At 35.1% G+C, this 26649-nt stretch carries 20 protein-coding genes; 11 read left to right on the top strand and 9 right to left on the bottom strand.

The features are described 5' to 3' along the window. Positions 1–132: 132 nt before the first annotated feature. From ACRASX_RS08025 to ACRASX_RS08010, 4 genes are all read left to right on the top strand, one after another. Positions 133–963 (top strand): energy transducer TonB, encoded by an 831-nt coding sequence (locus tag ACRASX_RS08025; protein ID WP_432223029.1) that lies wholly within the window; start codon positions 133–135, stop codon positions 961–963. Positions 964–1111: 148 nt separating this feature from the next. Further along, positions 1112–1981: a lipoyl synthase gene (lipA, locus tag ACRASX_RS08020; protein ID WP_066306729.1), complete on the top strand. Its 870-nt coding sequence runs from the start codon at positions 1112–1114 to the stop codon at positions 1979–1981. A 59-nt stretch (positions 1982–2040) separates the two neighbouring features. Continuing rightward, positions 2041–3045 carry a type I glyceraldehyde-3-phosphate dehydrogenase gene (gene gap / locus ACRASX_RS08015; protein ID WP_432223028.1) on the top strand — a complete coding sequence of 335 codons (1005 nt, stop codon included), beginning with the start codon at positions 2041–2043 and terminating at the stop codon, positions 3043–3045. Between the two features lie 19 nt (positions 3046–3064). Beyond that, on the top strand, positions 3065–5242 hold the full coding sequence (locus ACRASX_RS08010; RefSeq protein ID WP_432223027.1) for an ATP-binding protein: 2178 nt from the start codon (positions 3065–3067) through the stop codon (positions 5240–5242). A gap of 3 nt (positions 5243–5245) precedes the next feature. Here ACRASX_RS08010 and ACRASX_RS08005 read toward each other — a convergent pair whose 3' ends face one another. From ACRASX_RS08005 to lpxK, 5 genes are all read right to left on the bottom strand, one after another. Beyond that, entirely contained in the window at positions 5246–7234 is a 1989-nt protein-coding gene (locus ACRASX_RS08005; protein ID WP_432223026.1) for a TonB-dependent receptor plug domain-containing protein, read from the bottom strand. A 59-nt stretch (positions 7235–7293) separates the two neighbouring features. Continuing rightward, positions 7294–8139, bottom strand: a complete 846-nt coding sequence (locus tag ACRASX_RS08000; RefSeq protein WP_432223025.1) for a hypothetical protein — start codon at positions 8137–8139, stop codon at positions 7294–7296. A 103-nt stretch (positions 8140–8242) separates the two neighbouring features. Next, positions 8243–8611: a hypothetical protein gene (locus ACRASX_RS07995; RefSeq protein ID WP_432223024.1), complete on the bottom strand. Its 369-nt coding sequence runs from the start codon at positions 8609–8611 to the stop codon at positions 8243–8245. A gap of 129 nt (positions 8612–8740) precedes the next feature. Beyond that, positions 8741–9553 (bottom strand): purine-nucleoside phosphorylase, encoded by an 813-nt coding sequence (locus tag ACRASX_RS07990; protein WP_432223023.1) that lies wholly within the window; start codon positions 9551–9553, stop codon positions 8741–8743. Beyond that, positions 9510–10550, bottom strand: coding sequence for a tetraacyldisaccharide 4'-kinase (lpxK, locus tag ACRASX_RS07985; RefSeq protein WP_432223022.1), 1041 nt, complete (start codon positions 10548–10550; stop codon positions 9510–9512). Before lpxK ends, ACRASX_RS07990 begins: the two co-directional genes overlap by 44 nt. A 92-nt stretch (positions 10551–10642) precedes the next feature. On the opposite strand from lpxK, the gene ACRASX_RS07980 reads away from it, so the two are divergent. The 4 genes from ACRASX_RS07980 to rluF all read left to right on the top strand — a co-directional run bounded on the left by ACRASX_RS07980 (position 10643) and on the right by rluF (position 14411). Continuing rightward, positions 10643–11737 carry a Nif3-like dinuclear metal center hexameric protein gene (locus ACRASX_RS07980; protein ID WP_432223021.1) on the top strand — a complete coding sequence of 365 codons (1095 nt, stop codon included), beginning with the start codon at positions 10643–10645 and terminating at the stop codon, positions 11735–11737. A gap of 3 nt (positions 11738–11740) precedes the next feature. Further along, a complete protein-coding gene (locus ACRASX_RS07975; RefSeq protein ID WP_066306709.1) occupies positions 11741–12520 on the top strand; it encodes a zinc ribbon domain-containing protein in 780 nt (259 codons plus the stop codon). 56 nt (positions 12521–12576) lie between these two features. Next, positions 12577–13425 (top strand): alpha/beta fold hydrolase, encoded by an 849-nt coding sequence (locus ACRASX_RS07970; protein WP_432223020.1) that lies wholly within the window; start codon positions 12577–12579, stop codon positions 13423–13425. 170 nt (positions 13426–13595) lie between these two features. Further along, positions 13596–14411 carry a 23S rRNA pseudouridine(2604) synthase RluF gene (gene rluF, locus ACRASX_RS07965; protein WP_066306707.1) on the top strand — a complete coding sequence of 272 codons (816 nt, stop codon included), beginning with the start codon at positions 13596–13598 and terminating at the stop codon, positions 14409–14411. Positions 14412–14456: 45 nt separating this feature from the next. On the opposite strand, the gene ACRASX_RS07960 is transcribed toward rluF, so the two are convergent. Continuing rightward, positions 14457–15488 (bottom strand): helix-turn-helix transcriptional regulator, encoded by a 1032-nt coding sequence (locus tag ACRASX_RS07960; protein WP_432223019.1) that lies wholly within the window; start codon positions 15486–15488, stop codon positions 14457–14459. Positions 15489–15640: 152 nt separating this feature from the next. On the opposite strand from ACRASX_RS07960, the gene ACRASX_RS07955 reads away from it, so the two are divergent. After that, a complete protein-coding gene (locus tag ACRASX_RS07955; protein ID WP_432223018.1) occupies positions 15641–18088 on the top strand; it encodes a TonB-dependent receptor in 2448 nt (815 codons plus the stop codon). Positions 18089–18120: 32 nt separating this feature from the next. Beyond that, positions 18121–19422 carry a hypothetical protein gene (locus ACRASX_RS07950; protein ID WP_432223017.1) on the top strand — a complete coding sequence of 434 codons (1302 nt, stop codon included), beginning with the start codon at positions 18121–18123 and terminating at the stop codon, positions 19420–19422. Positions 19423–19569: 147 nt separating this feature from the next. Here ACRASX_RS07950 and ACRASX_RS07945 read toward each other — a convergent pair whose 3' ends face one another. The 3 genes from ACRASX_RS07945 to argS all read right to left on the bottom strand — a co-directional run bounded on the left by ACRASX_RS07945 (position 19570) and on the right by argS (position 24015). Then, entirely contained in the window at positions 19570–20451 is an 882-nt protein-coding gene (locus ACRASX_RS07945; protein WP_432223016.1) for a bifunctional 5,10-methylenetetrahydrofolate dehydrogenase/5,10-methenyltetrahydrofolate cyclohydrolase, read from the bottom strand. A 131-nt stretch (positions 20452–20582) separates the two neighbouring features. After that, positions 20583–21953 (bottom strand): signal recognition particle protein, encoded by a 1371-nt coding sequence (gene ffh, locus ACRASX_RS07940; RefSeq protein WP_432223015.1) that lies wholly within the window; start codon positions 21951–21953, stop codon positions 20583–20585. A gap of 280 nt (positions 21954–22233) precedes the next feature. Beyond that, positions 22234–24015, bottom strand: coding sequence for an arginine--tRNA ligase (gene argS, locus ACRASX_RS07935; protein WP_432223014.1), 1782 nt, complete (start codon positions 24013–24015; stop codon positions 22234–22236). Between the two features lie 183 nt (positions 24016–24198). Between argS and ACRASX_RS07930 the strand changes: the two genes are divergently transcribed. After that, entirely contained in the window at positions 24199–26613 is a 2415-nt protein-coding gene (locus ACRASX_RS07930; RefSeq protein WP_432223013.1) for a TonB-dependent receptor domain-containing protein, read from the top strand. The last annotated feature ends 36 nt before the right edge of the window (positions 26614–26649 follow it).

The raw sequence follows: 26649 nt of genomic DNA, 5'->3' as shown, positions 1-26649 counted from the left end.
GAATAAACAATTCTACGTTTATTTCTTAATTCTTTCCATATTACTAAATATTAGTATTATCATTTTTACTTACTTAAAAGTTGTTTTTGCTTATGATTTAACTGCTACTTAACCTTTTAAACCCCATGAATTATGTCAAAATCAAGTATCTATGAAAACAGTTGGATTGATATTGTTTTCGAAAACAAGAACAAGGAATATGGTGCATATCAACTGCGTCATGACAACTTAAAAACTTCATTTACAGCGCTTTTAATGGGTTTATTATTTGTAGCTAGCGTAGCTTCTGTTCTGTTTTTTGTGAATAAAATTAAAAATCCGATTAGTGTAAATCCAGTTGACATTCCAATCATCGATGAGACCATTCATGTTACAAAAGTCGATTTACACCAAGAACCAGAGCGTGCAGCTCCAGTACTACCCACAACACAAGTGACACCACCTGCTCCTATCACTATAAAAAGTCAGTTGGTTAATCCTGTAATTGTAAAAAGTGATTTAGTTGTTGCCGATATCGCAAAAGCGAGTGATAATGTGATTCCAGTAAACCAAGATAGTAGTGGATCTGGAACTGAACTAAGTACTATCCCGAGTGTTGGAACCGAAAATGGAACAGCGACTACTGGAAATCTTGATCCAGGCACGGGTATTATTAATAGCAATGCTGTCGATGTAATGCCGGCTTTTCCTGGCGGAATTGACAAATTTTATAAGTATGTCGGTACTACCTTTAGACAGCCCGATTTAGAATCTGATCAAGTTTTTCGCGTTTATGTTTCTTTCGTAATCGAAAAAGATGGCACTATGACTGCTATTAAAATTTTAAAAGATCCTGGTTTCGGCTTAGGAAAAGAAGCCATTCGAGTATTGCAATCTTTAAAAACAAAATGGAGTCCTGGAATTGTAAATTCTAAACCTGTACGAACAGCGTACAATTTACCTATTATAATTAAAGCGCAATAATTATTAAAAGCAGGTCTTCGGTCCTGCTTTTTTATTTAAAGTCGCATAAAAACCAGTCGTTATTGCTTAAATTGAGAAACAAGATAACGCGTTGTTAAACTCTATTTTAAAACTACATTCCGTATCTTTGTGCTTTGAATTTTTATATATGGAAAACGTTGTAGAAAATAATTTACCTGTTGCAAAACCCAAATGGCTAAAGGTAAAATTACCAATCGGAAAAAAATATACAGAGCTTCGCAGCTTAGTCGATAAATACAGTTTAAATACCATTTGTACTTCTGGAAGTTGCCCAAATATGGGTGAATGCTGGGGAGAAGGAACGGCTACTTTTATGATTTTGGGAAACATTTGTACTCGTTCGTGCGGATTTTGCGGTGTAAAAACTGGAAGGCCAGAAACCGTTGATTGGGATGAACCAGAGAAAGTAGCGCGTTCTATCAAATTAATGAACATCAAGCATGCTGTTGTTACTAGTGTGGATCGCGATGATTTAAAAGATGGAGGTTCTATTATCTGGAACGAAACCGTGAAAGCGATTCGCAGAATGAATCCCACTACTACTTTAGAAACTTTAATTCCCGATTTTCAAGGAATTGAACGGAATATAGATCGTATCATAGCTGCCAATCCGGAAGTAGTTTCGCATAATATGGAAACCGTTAGACGCTTGACACGTGAAGTTCGTATACAAGCAAAATACGACCGCAGTCTCGATGTGTTGCGTTATTTAAAAGAAAAAGGAATCAACAGAACCAAATCTGGAATTATGTTAGGTTTGGGCGAATTGGAGGAAGAGGTTTTTCAAACGATGAGAGATTTGCGAGACGCAAATGTAGATGTCGTTACTATTGGACAATATTTACAACCCAGTAAAAAACATTTGCCAGTAAAAGAATTTATTACTCCCGATCAATTTGCCAAATACGAAAAATACGGACTCGAATTGGGTTTCCGCCATGTTGAAAGTGGACCATTAGTTCGTTCTTCATACAAAGCACAAAAACATATTTTATAAAAAGCTGATTCGTTTAATCGTTTATTTCTTTAAACGATTAAACGATTAAAAAAATAACTTTGAAAACAAGAATTGCAATAAATGGTTTTGGAAGAATTGGTCGCAATTTATTCCGTCTTTTACTAAATCATCCTGAAATTGAAGTTGTTGCAATAAATGATATTGCCGACACCAAAACAATGGCGCATTTAACTAAATACGATAGCATTCACGGTGTTTTACCTTTTTCAGTAGAATCAGATGAAAAAGGAATTATTGTAGATGGAAAGCATTACTTATTTTTTCACGAGAGAGCCATTGCAGGATTAGATTGGAAAGAAAATAAAATTGATTTTGTTGTTGAATGTACGGGTAAATTTAAAACCCACGAAGAATTACAACAACACATTACATCTGGTGCAAAGCGAGTAATTCTATCCGCTCCGTCAGAAGTAGATATTATAAAAACAGTTGTTTTGGGCGTTAATGAAAACATCCTAGACGGCACGGAGCAAATCATCTCCAATGCAAGTTGCACAACCAATAATGCAGCGCCTATGATTCAAATCATTAATGATTTATGCGGAATCAAGCAAGCATACATCACTACTATTCACTCCTTTACGACAGACCAGAGCCTTCACGACCAGCCACATAAGGATTTACGTCGTGCCAGAGGTGCTAGTCAATCAATTGTACCAACAACTACAGGTGCAGCTAAGGCTTTAACAAAAATTTTCCCTAAATTGCAGAATAAAATTGGTGGCTGTGGCATTAGAGTTCCTGTTCCAGATGGTTCGCTAACAGACATTACAGTCAATGTAAAACGAGCAGTTACTATAGAAGAAATTAATAAAGCTTTTGAAATTGCGAGTCAATCCACTTTGAAGGGCATTTTAGCGTATACTGAAGATCCAATTGTATCGGTGGATGTAATTGGCAATACAAATTCCTGCGTATTTGACGCGCAATTGACCTCCGTTATCGATAAAATGGTAAAAGTGGTGGGATGGTATGACAATGAAATAGGCTACTCTTCGCGATTAATAGATTTAATACTACTGATTCGTAAAACGATTAATTAAAGTTTAAAATAGGTATTCGATGGGAAGAAATTATCTTTTGACACTTTTTTGTTTTTTCCAACTTGCCTTATTTGCGCAAACGAATAAACCATTTGACAGCATTTCATACTTTAATAAAATTATTAATTTTAACCTATCACTGAAAAAAGTTGATAAAGCACTTTTTTACACTAATAAATCAATTGCTTTTTCTGAAAAAAATAACCTAACGAGAAACGTTGCTTTTCAAACCTTCAAACTAGGAAAAATTCAATATTTAAATAAAAGCTTTACCGCTGCAGACGCTAGTTTTCGCAAAAGTATTGCTTATTTTGACAAAATTAAACTCGAAAACACCAAAGGTTTAGCATATTATTATTTAGGACTAACTACTATTTCTAGAGAAGATTTTAAGCAAGCCGAAGAACATTTTTTGCAATCGGAAGCTATTTTTAAAAATTTAGGAATTGTAGATACATTGGAGAGTCTGAACATTAAAAAAGCAACTGCATACCAACAAAAAAAGCAATATGCCTTAGCTAAAGATGCGTTAGTAAAAACCATTGATAAAGAAGAATCTGCAACTTCTATCAAAGCGAAGTCCGAAGCCTTATTTCAATTGGGTATTCTTGAAACAAAACTTAAAAGCGATTCTGCAATTATTCACTTCGAGGACGCATTAGAACTAAACTCAAGAAGAGACGATCTCAAGCAAAAAACAAAAATTCTGTTAGCGATTAGTAAATATTACAAAAGCAGACACGATTATGACCGCGCTTACACCTATCTCGAAGAACATTTTCAATTAAAAAATCATGTGCAGCAAGTAGAAAATGCTAAATTGGATTTTTTAGCTTACAAGACGTACAAAAAAAGCGAACTTTTAGGAGAAGCCCATAAACTCGAAAAGATAAAAATTGAAGAACAAAACGAAGCAAAATACAGTCAGCTAATAAGTATTCTTGCTATCGGATTAATTTCTATCTTATCTCTTTTGAGCTTGTCTTTATATAAAAACAATATTATTCGGAATCAAAATAATATTGTTTTAAAGGAAAAGAATCGCGAATTAATTATTGCTAAAAATAAGGCAGAAAAAGCCTCGAAGGCGAGAGCCGAATTTTTATCGACTGTCAGTCATGAATTGCGAACGCCACTTAATGCAATTAATGGAATTGCGCACTTGTTAATTGAAGACAATCCGAAAAAATCACAAATTGGCTACCTAGAATCACTACGATTCTCTGGTAATTATTTGACTACTTTTATTAATGAGATTCTAGAAATTAACAGAATCGAATCTAATAAATTAGAAGTAGAGCAAATTAGTTTTAATTTAAAAGAGTTAATGATTAATATAAAAAGTTCCTTAAAAGAACTTGCTTACGTCAACCAAAACAACTTTCAGTTAATAATTGACCCAACCATTCCTGACAATTTAATTGGTGATCCAACCAAATTAGCTCAGATCGTAATGAACTTGATTAATAATGCTTTAAAATTCACTCAGAATGGCGAAGTAAAAGTAATCGTTACTTTAAATTCTATTGAAACTGAAACAATAGCACTACTTGATTTTGAAATCATTGATACTGGTATAGGGATTCCTGCAGATAAATTACACTCCGTTTTTGAAAGTTTTTCTCAAGGCTCTATAGAAGTGAATCGTAAATATGGAGGAACTGGTTTAGGTTTAACTATTGTTAAACGATTGGTAGAAGTTCTAGGTGGAAAAATAAAACTAAAAAGTGAAGTTGATAAAGGATCTAGTTTTACGTTTAGTTTGAAATTTGAAATTAATTTTGCAGCCATTGCTGTAAAAGAAGCACTAACTTACAACGCTGAAGTTTTAAAGAATAAAAGAATACTATTGATTGAAGACAACAAAATCAATCAGATGATCACCAAAAAAATGTTGGAAAACAAAGAAATGGAATGCATCATAATTGACAATGGCGAATTGGCGATCGAAACTTTAAAAACTGAAAAATACGACCTTATTTTAATGGACGTTCATTTACCTGGAATTAACGGAACTACCGCAACGCAAGAAATTCGAGAATTTGATACCGATACGCCAATCATTGCATTGACAGCTATTTCGCTAGAAGAAAATCGGGAGTCGCTATTGGCCTTCGGAATGAATGATGTAATTACGAAACCTTTTGTCCCCGAAGAATTTTATGCCACAATTGCAGAACATTTAGAGGCCAATTAATTTTTATCGCAAAGAAATATTTACAAAAAAGTTTCTTCCCATTCGTGGTAAATTATTCCAGTCCGTGTACGTACTATAATTAGCATCTAAAACATTTTCAACACCAGTATTTAACTGCAAATTGGTCTTAAGCCAATTTACTTTTCTACCTACACTCGCGTCAATAATTCCGTACGCTGGCGTTTTATCTTCACCATAAAACGCATTAAAATTTGTTTGAGTTGCATTTCCTTTCACTAAAAAAATAGCGTTCCATTTATATTTATAAAATTCGAGGGATGTACTATACGCTAACGGACTCATAAAAGGCAAGCTTTTATTATTATCATCTCTTCCTATATAATACTGTAATTGCGCGTTCCATTTCCAATTTGGACTAAGCCTATATTTTACAACCAAGTCATTTGACCAAATAGTAGCGTAATCTATTGCAGTATATCTTTTGATACCATTAGCACCAATGGTCATCGGAGCCACATTTTCATCTGGAATTCCTAAAATATAATTGCTCAGATAAAAATATGTTGAAGTGATCTTTACAGCCCAATTTTTTTTTATGACGCCAAAGTAGAAATTCACTTCATATGATTGTTCGTTTTTTAAATTCGGATTTCCAATGTAATCGTAATTATCAAAACTGTTATACAAATAAAAACCGTATCCTTCAGAAACAGAGGGAGCTCTTTCCCCAAAAGCTAATCCTGCTCCAGTAGAGAATTCATTTTTTTGATAGTTGTAATTTGTCGAAATACTTGGCAAGAAACGCGATCGTGTATCGGCTAGCTCTGGATAAAATATTTGCAAACTTTCTAGGCCAAATTCACTTGCGATGTGATTGGAATGAAAACCCAAAGTAGTCGCTAATTTTAAAGAAGACTGCTCGGATAAATGCCAATTATCTTCAATATAAACACCCGAATATACGGTACGCACATCGGGCCAAGTGTACATAAACATTAAATTTTCGCTAGGATTTGCGGGATACATCGTCATTTCGGCTAGCGAACGATTGTAGAAACCATTAAAATTGGCAGAAACTGAATGTTGATCCCAACTTCCTTTTATAGTGCTGTAAAAACCAAAAGTATCACTCCATCCCGGCATGTCCATGTGGATCGGCACTGACGGTCGCTTGGTATCGTCCATTAGGTGCTTGATTGTATTGTAATAGAGTTTCGATTCCCAGTTTTGCAACCATTTATTTATTGGCTTGTACTCCAACTTCACAGACGTAATTAATGCTTGTGCTAACGACACATCCATGGGTAATGATGGATAACCGACATTTGTTGCTCGATCAAAAATTACTGAAGCTTCCATAATTTTATCAGCTGCTAATTGATAACCTCCAGTTGCAGAAATATTTAATTTTCGAAATTGCGAAAACTGTACTTCTTCTGTATTACCTGCTTTATAATTGTCGGCATCTCTAAACATTGCATCAGTATTTATATAAAAGCGACCTTTTTTATAATCTACTCCACCTCCGACGATTTTTTGCTTATTATTATACTCAAATCCCGTTAGAAAATCAAAATCCCAACCTTGAACCGCTGTATTAGTATTATTGCTTTTTAAATCGAGTGAACCACCAATAGTATTGCCATGACACGAACCTTGTTGTCCAGATGATACGGTTGCTTCAGATAAATTAGACACCTCTACATAAGAAGTTACGGGGTCCATTTTATCGGTACAAGCGCCAAAAATCCGCATCCCATCAATCGTAACTACAGTTCGTTCGGTAGCCATACCGTTTATCAAGGGCTCCCAAGCATAGGCGCCTCTCTTTATTAAATTAATTTTGTTTGATTTTTGTAAAAACTCGTCGACAGAAGAAAGAGTTTTAAATTGCTTTTCGTGCAGTGGCGTTTTCGTTCCTACTACAAGCACTTCTGTCAATTGCATGACATCAAGGCTATCTTTTGCAGACTCTTGTCCATACGCATGTACAGCAAGAACTATCATTAAAAATGATACTAACTTTTTCATAAATATTGAATTATAAAGCTTGTCGGTGAAGAACAAGCTTTAGATGATTACACTCTTCTTTAAAATTCAATTTCAAAGAAAAGACTACTTGAATCGATTATTTCAGAAACGGTTTCGCCCTTAATGATTGTTCCGTTTTTGTCTGCTAATTGCAAGTTAATTTTCCAATATCCAGTCATTGTTAATGATAGTTTTCCGTTGTACCAGTCCCCTGCTTTGCCTTGAATGGCATTTGTATTATTTGGTGAAGAATGATTGCCCATACTTGGCATTCTTGGATCAATTTTAATGGTATAACCATCCATAATAGGATAACTATCCATGTTTTCCATTTTCCAAAGTCCTATCTTAATGTCGTTGGTAGCCACTTTGGGTTTTGTAGGCTCAATTAATGCAAGAACATATTTTACGCCATCAGTACCTGTAAAGGATGTTACATTTCTTTTTGCAACTGCCGGTACAGGAATGTTAGATTGTACTGAAAAGCTCGCTCCATCAATACTATAATTGATTTCTAAATTCCAATATTCAGAATCATTTTGTGGCATTTGGAAAACAATATATCCTTTGTAAATCGAATTGTTTTCTGCTGATTTAACTATAGTAGAAAATGGGCAAGAATGGCTCATCATTTTCATGTGCATTATTGGTTTCCAAGAAATTGCAGCATCCTTTACATATTCTGAAGTTTTTTTGTCTTTAATACGCAAACTAATATCATTGAAACCTTGCTGCAAAAATCCAGTTTCCGAATAAATTTCAACAGTATGCAGGTCATTTTCAAGTTTGGTAACTAAGTTCAGTTTCTCGATGTCAGTCGCAGCAGCATCATCATTATTGGAACAAGAAGTAAAAGTTAAGACAGCGACAAATAATGCCACAATATATTGTATTGAAGTTTTCATTTTTTTTGCAATAAAAGGTTAAGTAGTTGTGTCTAATAGCGTTATTAGACAACTGTTTGTGATCAGTACGTTCTATACTGATATTAAATAGTATTGTAACCGATTATTTTATTGGAGGATGAAATATGACAGTATTTACCAAATAGTGGTAATTATTAAACCATGTAACTAGTACTTTAGATGGATTAAAAAAGGAAGAAAAGTCAAAATTTATTGATTGTAATTCTTGAAAATAAACCAACTCGTACATTTTGACATTTACTTTTTTATCTGTAGGATTGGTTGATTCACTAGCTGAAGCTTTAGCCAATTCTTTAATCAAATGACATTTTCCGTTGCAGTTTAAATCGGGAATTTGTTTGTTTTCACAAAGTTCATTTACGATGTAATCATAGTTAACGATGTATTCTATAACCGGAAAAACAGGTTTTAGAAACATCGTCATCGATAGTATGATCACCAATATTCTCATAATACAAATTTCAGGAATAAGATGCACAAAGAACATGATTAAAATCATACTTGTACCGTAAAAACTGAATTTTTTTTGAATTTAAAATAGTCGCTAAAAGAGCAATCAAACCACTAAAATTTAATAGATTTAGTACCCTTCAATTAAGTTTTTGATCAGCAAACGAACTTTGGGTTCGGCCATCTTAGCAGCTTCCAAAACTTCTTCGTGGGATATAGTTTCTAGAAACCCGTCTCGACCAATATCTGTAATTACAGACAATCCGAAAGTTTCTAAACTCATGTGTCGCGCAACTATAACTTCTGGAACCGTTGACATTCCGACACAATCGGCACCCATTCTGTACACCATATTGTATTCAGCCAAGGTTTCGAAAGTCGGCCCTTGCAGTCCAAAATAAATACCATCTTGCACTTTAATAGCATTCGCTGCAGCGATTTCTTTGGCTTTTGCTATCATTTTTAATGAATAGGGTTCACTCATATTAACAAAGCGCGGACCAAAACGTTCGTCATTTTTACCACGTAAAGGATGCTCGGGTGTAAAATTAATATGGTCTTTTATTAAAATAATTCCGCCAATTTCGTAATCAGGATTAACGCCACCAGAAGCATTAGAAACGATCAACTTTTGGATACCTAAATACTTCATCACGCGAACTGGGAACGTAACTTCTTGCATCGAATAGCCTTCATAATAATGAAAACGACCTTGCATGGCGACCACATTTTTACCTCCTACTTTTCCAAAAATAAGCTTTCCCTGATGTCCAACAACTGTTGATACCGGAAAATTTGGAATCTCTGAATACGGTATCGAATATTCTATGATTATATCCTCTGTAAAATTTCCTAATCCTGAACCCAATATAATTCCATATTCGGGAACAGTATTAAATTTAGATTGAATGAATTGTACGGTTTCTTGAACTTGATCCCACATAAGCTAAAATTATAGAATCAAACTGATTCTGATTAGTAATAAACGAACTTTTGATAGGCAAATAATACAATTGAGGCACTAAAACGGTATTCATTAATCGCACATAATCTTTTTCTGTGGTAATGATTTTTAGTCTTTGTGCGCGTTCTTGAATCACTGCAATATCCGACTCACTAAAATCATGATGATCGGGAAACGTTAAACATTTATCTTGATTCGATGTAATAAAATCAAAAAATGGAGTGGGATTTGCAATTCCTGCTACAACTAATTTTTTCTGATTTTTTACATCTGCCACTTCAAGTGTCTCTCTCTCACTGTAAACACGAGTATCGTAATCAATAAAGGTAAAGAATAATTCTTGATCGGTCTTTAGATTTAGTTTTTGTTTAATTTCGTCTTGCTCTGGAGCCGAAAGATTTGCAGGACACTTGGTTACAATAATAATAGTTGCACGTTTGGCTCCACTTCTGCTTTCGCGTAAATTTCCGGTAGGCAAAATAAAATCATTTGAATACAAATCGCCGTAAGAAGTCAATAATATATAAAGACCAGCTTTTACTTTGCGGTGTTGGTACGCATCATCCAATAAAATTATTTCTGGTTTAGTCTTTTGTGAAAGCAATTGCCGAATTCCGTTAGTTCGATCGGCATCAACAGCCACCTGAATCTTGGGGAATTTTTGATAAAACTGAAAAGGTTCGTCTCCTAAAATGGCCGCCGTAACCGTTTCATCTGCCAAAATAAAACCTTCACTTTTTCGTTTGTAACCCCGACTTAAGGTCGCCACTCTATAATGTTGAGAAAGCAATCGAATTAAATGTTCAATTTGTGGTGTTTTACCAGTTCCTCCTACGCTCAAATTTCCAACAGCAATAATAGGCAAATCAAAAGAATTTGATTTAAAAATTCCGTTATCAAACATCCAGTTACGAATACTCGTAATACATCCGTACACAATTGCAAAGGGAAATAAAATTATTCTGAGAAATTTCATTTTACGAAAGTATAATATTTTTCGTTAATTTGTCTCTCTTTTCAGCTCGGATACGAAAGGTTGAAAGTTAAAATTTGATAAAATTGATGCAGATGAAAATCAAAGAAATACTTGATGCTCTCGAACAAATGGCGCCTTTGGCTTATGCCGAAGATTTTGACAATGTTGGTTTATTATTGGGTGATCAAAATGCCGAAGCCACAGGAATTTTAGTCTGTCATGACGCACTAGAAGGTGTAATCGATGAAGCGATTAACAAAAACTGTAATTTGGTAGTTTGTTTTCATCCTATTTTATTCGGGGGACTAAAAAAGATTACAGGCAAAAATTACGTAGAACGGTCGCTCTTAAAAGCTATAAAAAATGATATTGCCATTTACGCAGTTCATACGGCTTTGGACAATCATCAATATGGTGTGAATAAAATATTCTGTGATGCTTTGGGTCTTACAAACACTAAAGTTCTAATTCCGAAGCAAAATTTTATTCGAAAATTAATCACTTTTACTGTTCCTGAAAATGCAGCTGAAGTTCGACGCGCACTTTTTGAAGTTGGAGCAGGAACCATTGGCAATTACGAAAATTGCAGTTTTGTTTCTAATGGAACAGGAACTTACAGAGGAAACTCTAAAAGTAATCCGGTTATTGGTGAACGCAATGAATTGATCGAAGCCTCTGAAATAAAAATTGAAGTTACTTTTGAAAAGCATTTGGAATCTAAAATACTAAAAGCACTTTTTACGAGTCATATTTACGAAGAGGTTGCTTACGAAATTTATGATCTAAAAAACGAACACCAAAATATTGGTTTGGGCATGATTGGTGAATTTGAAAATGAAATGCAAGAAGCTGACTTTCTTACTTTTGTAAAAGAGAAGATGGAAGCAAATGGTATTCGACATTCTCAATTTTTGCAAAAATCGATAAAAAAAGTTGCCGTTTTGGGTGGCTCTGGAAGTTATGCCATAAAAAATGCAATTAATGCTGGAGCAGATGCGTTTTTGACTGCCGATTTAAAGTACCATCAGTTTTATGAAGCCGAAAATCGACTACTTTTAGCAGATATTGGTCATTTTGAAAGCGAACGGTATACAAAAAATTACATTGTTGATTTTCTTCGGAAAAAAATCCTTAATTTTGCCATCATTTTATCAGAAGAAAATACAAATCCAGTTAAGTACTTATAGAATATGGCGAATACGAAAGAGTTAAGTGTTGAGGACAAGTTAAGAGCAATTTACGATTTACAGTTAATTGACTCAAGAATCGACGAAATCAGAAATGTAAGAGGAGAACTTCCTTTGGAGGTTGAAGATTTAGAAGATGAAGTAGCTGGTTTAAGCACTCGTACTGAAAAATTAAAAGGAGAGCTTGAAATGATTGATGAGCAAATCAAAGCTAAAAAAATAGCTATTGACGATCACAAAGATTCAATCAAAAAATATACTAAACAACAAGAGACCGTTCGTAATAACAGAGAATTTAATTCTTTGACTAAAGAGGTTGAATTTCAAGAATTAGAAATTCAATTGGCTGAAAAGCAAATCAAAGAAATGAAAGGTTCTATCGAACATAAAAAAGATGTAGTTAATGGACTTAAGGAAAGATTAGAGGCTAAATCGAATCACCTTAAACACAAGAAACTAGAATTGGATGCTATTATGGCTGAAACTCAAAAAGAAGAATTATTCTTGACTGAGAAATCTGCTGAGTATGCTGCTCAAATCGAAGATCGTTTATTAGCTGCTTACACTCGTATACGTACTAGTGTTCGTAATGGCTTGGCGGTAGTTTCTATCGAAAGAGGTGCTTCGGCAGGTTCTTTCTTTACAATTCCACCACAAACACAAGTTGAAATTGCTTCTAGAAAAAAAATCATCACTGATGAACATTCAGGAAGAATTTTGGTTGACAGCGGTTTAGCTGAAGAAGAAAGAGAAAAAATGGAACAATTATTTGCAAAGTTCTAACAAATTTATAAAGCCTCGAATTTCGAGGCTTTTTTTATTATATACCGCAATTTGTTTTGCAAGTAAAAAAGAGAATTCGTTTAGTAACCTTAAAATCGGTTGGTTTTTACATTAACTGCTTGAGTTATGTGAAACCAAAAAAAGCACTGGCGTTATCGTATGCTTTATTTAGCGAACCGCGAATAGGAAAATTACAAAAGGAAAATTTACCTGAAATTTTACAGCATACCGAGACCGAAACTTTTCAGCACGACGAACATCATTTTAAAACCTATGTTTGGCAAGGCAACGAAACCAAAATTTTATTAGTACACGGTTGGGAAAGCAATGCTGCTCGCTGGCAAAAAACGTTGCCTTATCTTCAAAAATCAGGCAGTACCATTATCGCTATTGATGCACCGGCGCATGGACAAAGTAGTGGCAAAGAATTTAACGTGCCGCTTTATGCACAGTTTATTAATAAGGCCGTTCAAAAACACCAACCTACCATTATTATTGGCCACTCTATCGGCGGAATTGCTTGCGTGTATCACCAACATCTATTTCCCAATACTACCATTCAAAAAATGGTTATTCTTGGGGCTCCATCAGATTTAAAGACGTTGCTAGAAAATTATGTGAACCTCTTGAGCCTTAATCACAAAATGTACGCTTTAATGGAAGCTCGTTTTTTAACGCATTTTAATTTTAAAATAGATGACTTTTCTGGAAGGAAATTTGCTCAAGATATAAACATTCAAGGATTTATTGCTCACGATACCGAAGATGATGTTGTGGCCTTTACCGAAGGAAAAAAAATTGCAAGCACTTGGAAAAACAGTCAGTTCATTTCAACCAAAGGATTAGGACACGGCATGCACGACGACGAACTGTATGAAAAGGTTATCGCTTTTTTACAGGAATAAGTCGCGAAGGTTTAAAGAAACAGAGTTGCAAAGTTTTAGAATTGCAGCGTTTTTTTTTTTTATTAATAGATAAGTTGTTTCTCGTTACTTTTATTGAAACTGCATTTAGTAGCCTATTCATTCTACAATAATCCCATTATCTAATTTTCAAATTGCTTATATTTGCAGTTATGGAAGAAAATTTAAAACGCCTCAATAAATTCATAGGAGAAACAGGCTATTGTTCTCGTCGCGAAGCCGATAAATTAATCGAAGAAGGACGCGTTACTCTGAACGGAGTGGTACCAGAAATGGGAACTAAAGTTTCAACTCATGACGAAGTGCGAATTGATGGCAAATTAATTGTGGAGAAACATGAAAAACTCGTTTATCTGGCTTTTAATAAACCAGTGGGAATTGAATGTACCACCAATTTAGAAGTCCATAACAATATTGTAGATTATATTAATTATCCAAAACGAATTTTCCCTATTGGTCGTTTAGACAAAGCCAGCGAAGGTCTGATTTTTATGACTAATGATGGGGATATTGTCAATAAAATTCTTCGTGCTCGAAACAATCACGAAAAGGAATATACGGTAACGGTAAACAAACCAATTACCGACCGATTCATACAACGAATGGGAAATGGAATTCCCATCTTGGATACTATTACCAAAAAATGTAAAGTAGAGCAAATTAGCAAATTCGTATTTAAAATCATTTTAACGCAAGGATTGAACCGTCAGATTAGAAGAATGACTGAATACTTAGGTTACGACGTAACAGCGCTTAAACGGATTCGAATCATCAATATTTCGTTAGATATTCCTGTTGGAAGATACCGTGACATTACCGAAGCAGAATTTAAAGAAATGAACGAACTAATTGCACCTTCTAGCAAAACTGAAGAAGCAAGTGTAGAGGAGTACGAAAGACCGCAACGAAGAAAAACGGAATTCATTAAAAAAGACGATCCACGATTTAAGAATAAGGGAGAGTATTAAAAGACAAAAAGAGTTGCTATTCACTTGAACAGCAACTCTTTTTGCTTATGATAGTGTTATAAGAACAATATCTTCAGCGGTAAAATTACCAATTACCTCAACAATGTAAAGCAGCATTGCAGAAAAAACTTTTAAAACTGATCCAGGACTGTATCCAAAATAACGCTTAAAGGCAGTTACAAAATGACTGCTTGTTTTGTAGCCTAGCTGTTCTGCAACCTCTGTTACGTTTAAGTTGCCTTCTTGCAAAATTTGCTTTGCCTTATTCATTTTAATTTCGTTTAAATACCCAAAAACAGTTGTGCCAAAAAGTGCCTTAAATTGTTTCTTTAATTTAAACTCGTTAGTTCCTACTCTCTTGGCAAGATCGATTAAAGAGCAAGGTGTGGTCAAATTCTTGATAATCAGCGATCGTGCTTCGTGCATCTTTTCTATATCTGTTTTTGAAAATTTGACGCCTAATGTTGCACTCTTTTGGTATTGTTCTAATTGCAGCAATAGCAATTCGGTTACTTTTGCCTCCATATACAAACGTTTGAAAGAGCCTTTTCTATCGCAAGTACAGATGGCTCTAATTGCATTGAGAATTTCTGGCGACGTAGACAGACATTGCTCGGCCAAACCATTAGTTGTTCGACTCGCTTGCATTACAGAAAAAGCTTCTTTTTTATCCCAATTTATGGTTTCTAAAAAGCTGCAAAAATGTTTTTCGGTCATGGAGACAGCCAAACATTCAGCGGTACTGGCGTTTAAAGAAATAGGACAAACCGATGTTCCTTCTTTAATTTCACGGATTTGATGCTTCATTTGATTGTCAAACCGTTCCATTAAAAAAATCAATTGAATGATCGGTTTGGTTGTGCAAATTTCAAAAGTAACTGGTTTTACCAAATCCAATTGCAAAAAACGAATCAAAAATTGGGAAGTCGTTGTTGTACTTTCGATCAGACTACCATATTCTTGACTTTCAAAAGTGCTCGGCTTTTCAGCTAAATCCAAGCAGCCACATTTTTCACTGAAAAGGAATTGATCGCAAAGTGTAAAATCGGGCTCTTTTATTCGAGTTTGGAGTCTCATTTCAAATACGTTTTTGGACAAAACTAATCTATATTTATTCTAAATAAAAATAATCCTTTAAGTATAATTTGTAATCCTTTAAACGAAACTAGTTTTCTACAGGTCTGCGATACTTTTGCACCATTACTAAATCAATATCAATTGACTGTTTGATGAAGACTATAAAAATTATACCAGTTACTACTTCTATATTGCACTGGACTTTACTACTATTTCTTTGTTTGAGCTGCACTGTCGCATTTTCTCAAATGGGAAAAGTCTCTGGAAAAATTTTACTTGGAAGTGCGCAACCACTACCTGGTGCCAATATTTTATTGCACGGAAATGACATACAACGAACGGCAGTTACGGGAATTGATGGGGAATATTTGATGGAAAATGTTCCATTTGGTCGCTATGAAATTGAAATATCATCTTTAGAATCAGAGCAAAAAACACAAAAAATAAACCATAATTCAGCACATTACAGTAGCAATACCATCGTAAAGAAAGCTGCATCTAAAGAACTGAACGCTGTTGTCATTCGATCGAACACCAAGAAAAAACAACTTGAAACTAAAGGATTTGCCGTTAACGTAATTGACACTAAGAATTTTGAATTACAGTCCATCCAATTAAATGAACTATTAGATCAGACTGCTGGTGTTCGCGTGCGCCGTTCAGGCGGTTTAGGGTCAAATGCCGAATACATCATCAACGGAATGTCGGGTAATTCGGTTCGCATATTTATTGATGGCATTCCGATTCGAAATTACGGGCCTTCTTTTTCATTGAATAGCTTACCTGTCGCACTCATTGAAAGAGTAGAGATTTACAAAGGTGTAGTTCCAGCACATTTGGCCGATGATGCTATGGGCGGCGCCATAAATGTAGTTTTAAAAAATGCTGCAAAAAATAACCTTACCGCTTCTGTGTCTGGTGGATCGTTCAACACCTTTCAAACAGATGTAACCGGAAGTTACCGTAATGAAAAGAACGGACAAACATTTAGAGGATCTGCTTTTTTAAATTATGCCGATAACGACTATACCGTTTGGGGAGACCAAGTAGCAGTACAACTTGCTCCTGGAACTCCTGATGTTTACGTAAAAGCCAAACGTTTTCATGACCGTTACCGTTCGCAAGGAACTAAAGCAGAATTCGGTTTTACCGATGTACAATGGGCCGACAAGCTACTATTTGGCATGTTGTTATCAAGAATGGACCAACAAATCCAGAATGGAGCAACAATGGAAATCGTCTATGGAAACCGATTTGCAGAGCAAAATACGGCAATGTATAGTGTTGATTTTTCTAAAAAAAATATTCTAAAAAATTTAGATGCAAGTGCATTTGTGTCACTATCGAGATTGACACGAAACATAACTGATACTATCGCAACGCAATACAGTTGGTTAGGGTATTCTACCAACTATTTCAACAATCCAGATGTTTGGGCTTCTGGTGCCGAAGCTGGAAATCCAACTTTACAAGAAGATTTGGATATTAACCTGAATAGCAAAGCCAATTTAACTTATAAATTAAATGCGAAAAATAGCATACAATTTAACTATTTAGCCAATCGTTTTTCTAGAGATTCAGACGATAGCATGTTGCCAACCATAGAGCGAGCGATGCAAGAAGAACGAAGTTATTTTAAAAATATCTTTTCGCTATCGTACGAAAACAGAGCGTTTGATAATCGTTTGCGAACAACCGTCTTTGCCAAATCGTATCATTTAAATCGTTTATCCAAAATTAGACAGCGCACAGGAAATAGCGCTTCGGCAACCATTACTATAATCGAAAGTAAAAATAAATCGGATGATTTGGGCTTTGGAGGTGCGATTTCATACAACATTACCCGTCAATTATCCATTTTTGGATCGGCAGAAAAAGCCGTTCGTTTACCCGAAGCAGGTGAAGTTTTTGGAAACGTTGCTGGAAATATTAATCCTGCGATTAACCTAAAACCGGAAAAAAGCAACAATTACAATCTAGGTATCTCCTTTGATAACATTAACTATAACAATCATAAATTGAATGTTAGAGGGAATGTATTTATTCGAGACACCAAAGATTTGATAATGCAATTACCCGTTGGTAATACCGAAGAATTTTTCCAAAATTCTAATGTCGGTAAAATTTACACCGAAGGTTTGGACTTAGAACTCCATTACAATTACAACAAGCTCGTGTTCTTTAATGCAAATACATCTGTTTTTGCTGCCCGAGATTACAATGTCACTTACGACAGCAGCGGCAATACGATTACGCCAACTTACGAGAGACTGCCCAACACGCCTTATTTTACTATGAATTACAATTTGCGATTGGACCAATATAATTTTATTCAAGAAAAAGCCAAGTTCTCTTTTTACTATAACATTTTATACGTGCATGAATTTTTCAGACATGGAAACGCTTTGGGTGGCGCAGGAAAAACGATTATTCCAACCCAATTGTCTAATGACACCGGCATCGCTTACACTTTTCCGAAGAAAAAATTAACGTTGAGCATCGATGCTAAAAACATTTTCAATCAACAAATATTTGATAATTATGCGCTACAAAAACCGGGACGAGCTTGTTACGCAAAATTGACCTATACACTATTATAAATTTCAACATTAATATCTAAATACATTTTACTATGAATCTAAATTTCAGCAAAATATTCAAATTGACTTTTACAACAGCAGCAGCACTAACACTCGCCTCTTGCAGCAATGATGAAAGTGAAACACCAGCAACTCCCGACCCAACAACAACTCGTTCCTACCATTTGGTTTTAGGACAAGGTTCTACAAAAGAATCTACAACCTATACGCAAGGCGCTACTCTTGCCGAAATGCAAGACCGAAATAAAACTTTCTCTTTTACTGGCTTTGGATTCGAGGTGCCTTCGACTAGAACAGCACGTGTGTATGCTTCAAATGACGGAGAAACGATTTACAACCTAAATTATGGCGGTGGTGCAGTTACTAAATTTAGCTACAACGGCGGACAAAATTACAAGCAACTACTAAATACTGATATACAAGCGGTAATGGGAACTGCGTATCCGCGTTGGACAAAAATTGACGATAAGTACGCGATGTTGCAACACGTATTTAGCGAAGAAAAATACGATGCTACAGGTGTAATTTATCAAAGAACTGCAACAACAGTTAAGTTGGCCCGAATTAATTTGGAAACAATGACGGTTGAAGAAAACGCTACTTTCGAGTTTCCATGGACGGAAGCAGAAGCTGCTCAAGGTGTTCACGTTTCTCGTATTGATGCGCCAGTTGTGGCTAATGGAAAATTATACTATGGCGCTGCCAAAAGCAAATACGATCCGATAACTGCAGCAAAAATAACTATGCAATACCAAGACGTAGAAACGTTGGTTGTTGATTATCCTTCTTTAAAAACTCCTACAACGATTAGAACCGATGTAGATAATGTGGCAGGTTCTACCAATGGGTACCGCACACCAGTTGCGCACAAAGATGAAGATGGCGCCATCTTACAATTGATCACCTCTAATAGTGCAACGATTACCAAAATAAAAAATGGCGTTTACGATACTTCTTATGGAACTTTTAATATTGCTCAAGCTTTAGGTTATAAAGCAGAAGCTAACACTGGATGGTTTTATGCTGGTAATGGTATTGGTTATGTTCCAGTTTTAAATACTGATTTGGGTGGAAGTTCTAGTTCTAACTGGGATCTTATTCGCGTTGATATCAATAAAAAGACTGCTGTAAAAATGAATATTCCATTTGCAATGTGGTTGCGTCAATACCAATGGGCAAGTGTGATTGAAGGTAAATTGTACATGGCTTTAACTCCAATTGGAGGCGAAGGAAATATTTACATTTTTGACCCTGCATCTACTTCGGCAGATGGTTTTAAAGTTGGAGCTAAATTAAAAACCGGTACAGATGCTTTTTACTTAGGCGTTTACTAAACAAATTTTTTTGTAGTTAGAGAAATAGGCTGCTTCAAAAATTTGAAGCAGCTTGTTTTGTTTTACTATTTTAAATACAGCATCCTAAACCAATTGTAAACAAAAAACCCAAGACTCTCATCTTGGGTTTTTACTATGAATTATCTTTTAGTTTCTGCTTCTTAATTTGCGCGCCAACAATGTATTTTTCAATAACATTGCTATCGTCATTGGTCCTACCCCTCCAGGAACTGGTGTAATAAATGATGCTTTTTTACTTACCTCAGCAAAGTCAACATCACCTGTAATAAGGTATCCTTTTGGATGAGATGCGTCTTCAACTCTTGTAATTCCCACATCAATCACAACAACACCTTCTTTTACCATATTTGCTTTTAAGTAATTAGGCACTCCTAATGCCGTAATTATAATATCAGCATTCTTGGTATATTCTTCAATATTTTTTGTTCTACTGTGCGTAATAGTTACCGTAGAATCTCCAGGATATCCTTTACGGCTCATTAAAATACTCATCGGACGACCTACAATATGACTTCTTCCAATAACAACCGTATGCTTTCCAGAAGTTTCTACTTTATATCTCTCCAACAATTGCATAATTCCGAATGGAGTTGCAGGAATAAAAGTATCCATTTCTAAAGCCATTTTTCCAAAATTTGTCGGATGAAAGCCATCTACATCTTTATCTGGATTAACCGCCATTAAAATTTTCTCTTCGTTGATGTGTTTCGGTAACGGCAATTGTACAATAAAACCATCTAAATCATCATCTTCATTCAGCTCTTTAATTTTTGCTAATAGCGCTTCTTCTGTAATGTCTTCTGGTAAACTCACCAAAGTCGAATCAAATCCGATTTGTTGGCAAGATCTTACTTTACTTCCTACGTAAGTTAAACTTGCACCATCTGTACCCACGATTACAGCTGCTAAGTGCGGAACTTTTCCACCCGCATCTTTAATCGCTTGCACTTCGGCAGCAATTTCATTCTTAATATCTTCTGCTGTTTTTTTGCCGTCTAGTAGTTGCATTTCTTTTAGTTTAAAACGAAGTTTAAAGTTTAAATTATCTCGTAAATAGCTTAAACCAAACTGTATAATTAGTATTAAAAAATAAAGTTTAAGATTCTAATTGATTCGAATCTTAAACTTTACGTAGTATTTTATTTCATTCCGGGCATTCCGCCTGGCATTCCGCCTGGCATTCCTTTCATGCCGCCCATCATTTTCATTAAATTTTTTCCGCCTGGACCTTGCATCATCTTCATCATCTTGCTCATTTGGTCAAACTGCTTCATCAATTGATTGACTTGCTCCACTTTTGTTCCTGAACCTTTAGCAATTCGAGCTTTACGTTTTACATCAATCACAGCAGGTCTGCTTCTCTCTCCTGGTGTCATTGAATGAATAATTGCTTCAATATGTTTAAAAGCATCGTCTTCAATCTCTATATCTTTCATGGCTTTTGAAGCACCTGGTATCATACCAACCAAATCCTTCATGTTACCCATTTTTTTAACTTGTTGAATTTGAGTTAAGAAGTCATCAAAACCAAACTCATTTTTAGCAATTTTCTTCTGAAGTTTTCTAGCTTCTTCTTCATCAAATTGTTCTTGCGCTCTTTCTACTAACGACACAACGTCTCCCATTCCTAAGATACGTTCGGCCATACGAATAGGATAAAACACATCTAATGCATCCATTTTTTCGCCTGTACCAACAAACTTAATCGGTTTGTTTACGATCGTTTTAATCGATAAAGCAGCTCCTCCGCGTGTGTCACCATCTAATTTGGTTAAGACAACTCCGTCGAAATTTAAAATATCGTTGAATGTCTTTGCCGTATTTACCGCATCTTGTCCCGTCATCGCATCAACAACAAACAAAGTTTCTTGAGGTTTAATCGCAGCATGAACACGAGCAATCTCGTCCATCATTTCTTTATCTACCGCCAAACGACCAGCAGTATCCACAATTACTACATTGAATCCGTTTGCTTTGGCGTGTTTAATTGCGTTTTGAGCAATGTCAACTGGATTTTTATTCTCTGGTTCCGAGTAAACGGCAACACCTATTTGGTCTCCCACTACATGCAACTGATTGATTGCCGCAGGACGATAAATATCACAAGCTACTAAAAGCGGATTTTTTCCTTTTTTAGTTTTAAGATAATTGGCTAATTTTCCAGAAAAAGTTGTTTTACCAGAACCTTGCAAACCAGACATCAAAATCACCGTTGGTGTTCCCGATAAATTAATTCCGGCAACATCACCACCCATTAATTCGGTTAATTCATCTTTAACCAACTTCACTAATAATTGTCCTGGCTGAAGCGTAGTTAAAACGTCTTGACCAATTGCTTTTTCTTTTACTTTGGCAGTAAAGTCTTTAGCAATTTTAAAGTTAACATCGGCATCAAGCAACGCACGACGAACTTCTTTTAAGGTATCAGCAACGTTTACTTCGGTAATTTTACCGTGACCTTTTAGTATATGAAAAGCTTTATCTAATTTATCGCTTAAATTATCGAACATAATAGTGTTTTTTTGGAACTGCAAATATAGTAAGAAGTTGCAAAGCTTCAAAGCACCAAATTAACAAAGTTGTGTAGATCAATAGTATATTTTACTTTAGAAGGCAAAAAAAAAGAGGCGGAAATAAATCCAGTCTCTTTTCAATTCTATTTTGACTCAGTAGTTTTTTACTGAGATTAGAGATGTAAACGAAAAAGGTTGCTTTCAAATAATGAAAACAACCTTTTTTAAATTTATAAAATGAGTACTTGTATAAACATAACAAGTAGCAACTTAAGTTCTACATTCTTTCTGGAACTTCAATTCCCAATAATTTAAAAGCACCTTTAATCACTTCGGCTACTTTTTGAGACAATTGTACACGGAATACTTTTTTAGCCAAATCTTCTTCACCTAAAATATGTACCGATTGATAAAATGAATTGTACTCTTTTACCAAATCATAGGTATAATTGGCAATTAAAGCGGGACTGTGATTTTGAGCGGCACTTTGAATTACTTCAGCAAATAACTCTACTTGTTTCACTAACTCTTTTTCTTTTTCATGCAATTCAAAATCTAATGAAACTGCTGCAGAAAAATCAAAATCCGCTTTGCGAATAATAGACTGAATTCTTGCATACGTATATTGAATAAAAGGCCCTGTATTTCCAGCAAAGTCAACTGACTCTTCTGGATTAAATAAAATACGTTTTTTAGGATCTACTTTTAAAATGTAATATTTTAAAGCTCCTAGACCAATCGTACTGTATAATTTCGCTTTCTCTTCTGCTGAATAACTGTCTAATTTGCCTAATTCTTCTGAGATTTTTTGAGCCGTATCGGTCATGTCTTGCATCAATTCATCGGCATCGACTACTGTTCCTTCACGGCTTTTCATTTTTCCAGAAGGTAAATCTACCATTCCGTATGACAAATGATACAAGCTCGAAGCCCAATCAAAACCTAACTTTTTCAGAATCAAAAACAATACTTTAAAGTGATAATCTTGTTCGTTACCAACGGTGTAAACCATTCCGCCTACATCTGGATTGTCTTTTACACGCTGAATCGCGGTTCCAATATCTTGGGTCATGTAGACCGCAGTTCCGTCAGAACGCAAAACAATTTTACGATCCAAACCTTCGTCAGTCAAATCAATCCAAACGGAACCGTCAGGATCTTTTTCAAAAACACCTTTATCCAAACCGACTTGCACCACATCTTTACCTAATAAATAGGTATTGCTTTCGTAATAATATTGATCAAAATCAACTCCTAAATTTTTATAAGTAACGGCAAAACCATCATAAACCCATTGGTTCATTTTCTTCCAAAGTGACAAAACTTGCTCGTCTCCTGCTTCCCATTTTTGAAGCATTTGTTGCGCTTCTATAATAATCGGTGCCTGCTTTTTGGCTTCCTCTTCGGTTTTTCCTTCAGCCATTAATTGAGTGATTTCTACTTTGTAGGCTTTATCAAAAGCGACATAATAGTTACCCACCAATTTATCTCCTTTTAAACCCGTGCTTTCTGGAGTTTCTCCGTTTCCGAATCGTTCCCAAGCCAACATCGATTTACAAATATGAATTCCACGGTCATTGATCACCTGTGTCTTATATACTTTTTTACCCGAAGCTTTTAAAATTTCAGCTACCGAATACCCCAATAAATTATTACGAACGTGCCCCAAATGCAATGGTTTATTGGTATTTGGCGAAGAATATTCGACCATAATTGCTTTGTCATCGGCATTGGAATCTACAAAACCAAAACTAGCATTGTCTTTTATGGTATTGAAAAAATCCAAATAATAGGAATCTGAAATTACAATATTTAAAAATCCTGAAACCACATTAAAACGAGCTACTTCTGATACATTTTCAACTAAATAATTTCCGATTTTAGTTCCCAATTCAACTGGATTGCTTTTTACCACTTTCAACAACGGAAAAATAACCATTGTAATATCGCCTTCAAACTCTTTTCGAGTGGTTTGAAATTCGATTTTCTCGACAGTTGCACCAAATAAAGCTTGAATCGCTTGTTGTATAGAAGGAGTAAGAATTTTTGATAATGACATGTAAACGTATTTTTAAAGTGTGCAAATATACTTCTTATTGCCCAAATACAGAAAATACAAAAGGTTTAAAAATCAGGCCATAGGCCACTTTACATGTTAAAAAATAAAAAAACATCAAAAAAAGTGTAACATAATCCAGATTTAAAAGTCTTAATAGTAATCATCAATCAAAAATAATCAATCATGAAAATCAAATTATTTATCGTACTATTTTTAGGAATGGTCGGTTGGGCTGAAGCTCAAAACAATGGAAAAGTATCTGGAAAAGTAAACGAGAACAGTTCAAACGTGCCTATTTCTTACGCTACCGTTACTTTAAAAGAAAACGGAAAAACAATCAACAGCGTCGTTACCAACGACAATGGAGAATTTGACTTCAAAAACATTGCTCTAAAAAATTATATACTAGAAGTGCAATACATCGGTTTTAAAAATTATACTGCTGCGGTAAATCTAACCGCTAATCCAACTGCGAATTTTAAGATTAATTTAGAAGAAGCGGCAACCGAGTTAAAAGGTGTAAATATCATTGCCGAACGTTCTACAATGGAACAAAAAATCGATCGAAAAGTGATTACTGTTGGAAAAGATTTAACCACCGCTGGCGCCACTGCTTCGGATATTATGAGTAATGTACCGTCAGTAAATGTAGATCAAGACGGAAAAATTTCACTTCGTGGCAATCAAAATGTCAGAGTTTTAATTGACGGAAGAGTGAGCACTATTGATGCTGCACAATTACTAAAACAAATTCCGTCTACTTCCATTAAAAAAATTGAACTAATCACCAATCCAAGTGCAAAGTACAATCCAGAAGGAATGTCGGGGATTATCAATATCATTTTGCATAAAAATGCCAACAATGGTTTCAACGGAAGCTACAGTGGCGGAATTACCTTTGCTGAAACAGCAAAATTCAACCAATCACTAGATGCTAATTATAAAGTAGGAAAAGTAAATTTCTTTGGAAATTTCGGAAACAATTCGGGACTAAAACACAATCAAGGTCAAATCAATCGCCTCGACGTTCCCACTTCTCAAAAATTAAATATCCTGAATGACAACGATTCATACTTATACAAAATTGGAATGGATTATTTAATTGACGACAATAACACTGTATCGTTTTACACCAATCAAAATAAATTTACAGGCAAAACAAATGTACAAACTACTGTTGATTACAAAAATGTTAGCCCAACTAGCGCTAACATCTTTCAAGAAGGACTCTATGGCGGAACCGATATTACAGGAACTTACAACCTTGCTTACAAACATTTGTTCACAAAAGAAGGTCACACTTTAGATATCGAAGGAAATTATAGCAATTACAAAGAAGATCAAGGGGCAAACTTCGATACTCGCGTAACCAACCAAAACAATACAATTGACTCAAGCATTTACAATGATAATTTAGAAGACAGTCGTAAACTAAGCACTGTCAATATCGATTATGTAAATCCATTAAACGAAAAAACAACATTAGAAGCTGGAGCTGAAGCTAGAATTACCAGAACAAGTAATGAGTACGCCACTGGAAACCCATCTGTTCCTACTGCCGAGAGAATGTCTAATTATACGTACGATACCGACATTTATTCCGCTTATGTAACGTTCGGGCAAAAGTTCAATAAATTTAGTTACCAAATAGGAGGCCGTTTTGAAAGTTATAAGGTCGTTGCAAATTTAAACAAGGGCCTTGCCAAATTTGAAGATGATTACATTACGTTATATCCGTCGGCCTATTTGACTTATAATTTGAACGAGAAAAATACGTTGCAATTGAGTTACAGTCGCCGTGTCGATCGTCCGAGTTTAGAACAAACTAAACCCATCAGAGAATTTTCAACTCCGTTAATTACTTCGTACGGAAACCCAGAATTACGCCCTCAATTTACCAATTCAGTAGAAATAAATTATACTAAAACTTTTGACAAAGGCAGTTTTACAACAGGTGTTTACTATCGAAACATCAATGACCAAATTAGTCGTGTAATTTCTCCAGACGAAAGTGACCAGACGCAGCAGAAACAAATTATGACGTACACCAATTTCGCTCATAATACAGCGTACGGTTTTGAGGTTTCTGCCAATTACAAAATAACCAAATGGTGGGACATTCAACCGTCTATTGATTTTTCAAGCATCAATCAAGAAGGTATTGTATTTAAATACAATCCAACCACAAACCAGACTAGTCCGTTGTCAAGAAATATTAATGTTTCGTCTTTGAACACGCGTTTGAACTCTAATTTTAAAGCGAATAAGCGGTTGAGTTTTTTACTTTTCGGATTTTACAACAATGCCGTTGAGGAAATTCAAAACGATCGAAAAGCAATGTATAAAATAGATGCTGGCGCTCGTTACACTTTATTGAACAATAAAATGAGTATAAGTGTTCGTTTTAATGATGTTTTTGATACAATGAAATATTCGTTTGATACCGAATATCCTTATCCGCAAAAAGGTGAATTTAATTGGGAAAGCCAATCTGTTTATTTTGGCTTGAATTACAATTTTGGCGGTGGAAAAAATAAAAGTTTGCAACGCAAGCAACGTGAGGACAACACCAGTAAAGATGGCGGCGGCATGTTTTAAAGACAACCAACTCAATTTTAATTTTTTGAATTAGTT

The sequence above is a fragment of the Flavobacterium sp. TMP13 genome (assembly GCF_050847115.1).
Classification (GTDB): Bacteria; Bacteroidota; Bacteroidia; order Flavobacteriales; family Flavobacteriaceae; genus Flavobacterium.
This window is presented reverse-complemented; position numbering and strand designations above follow the sequence as displayed.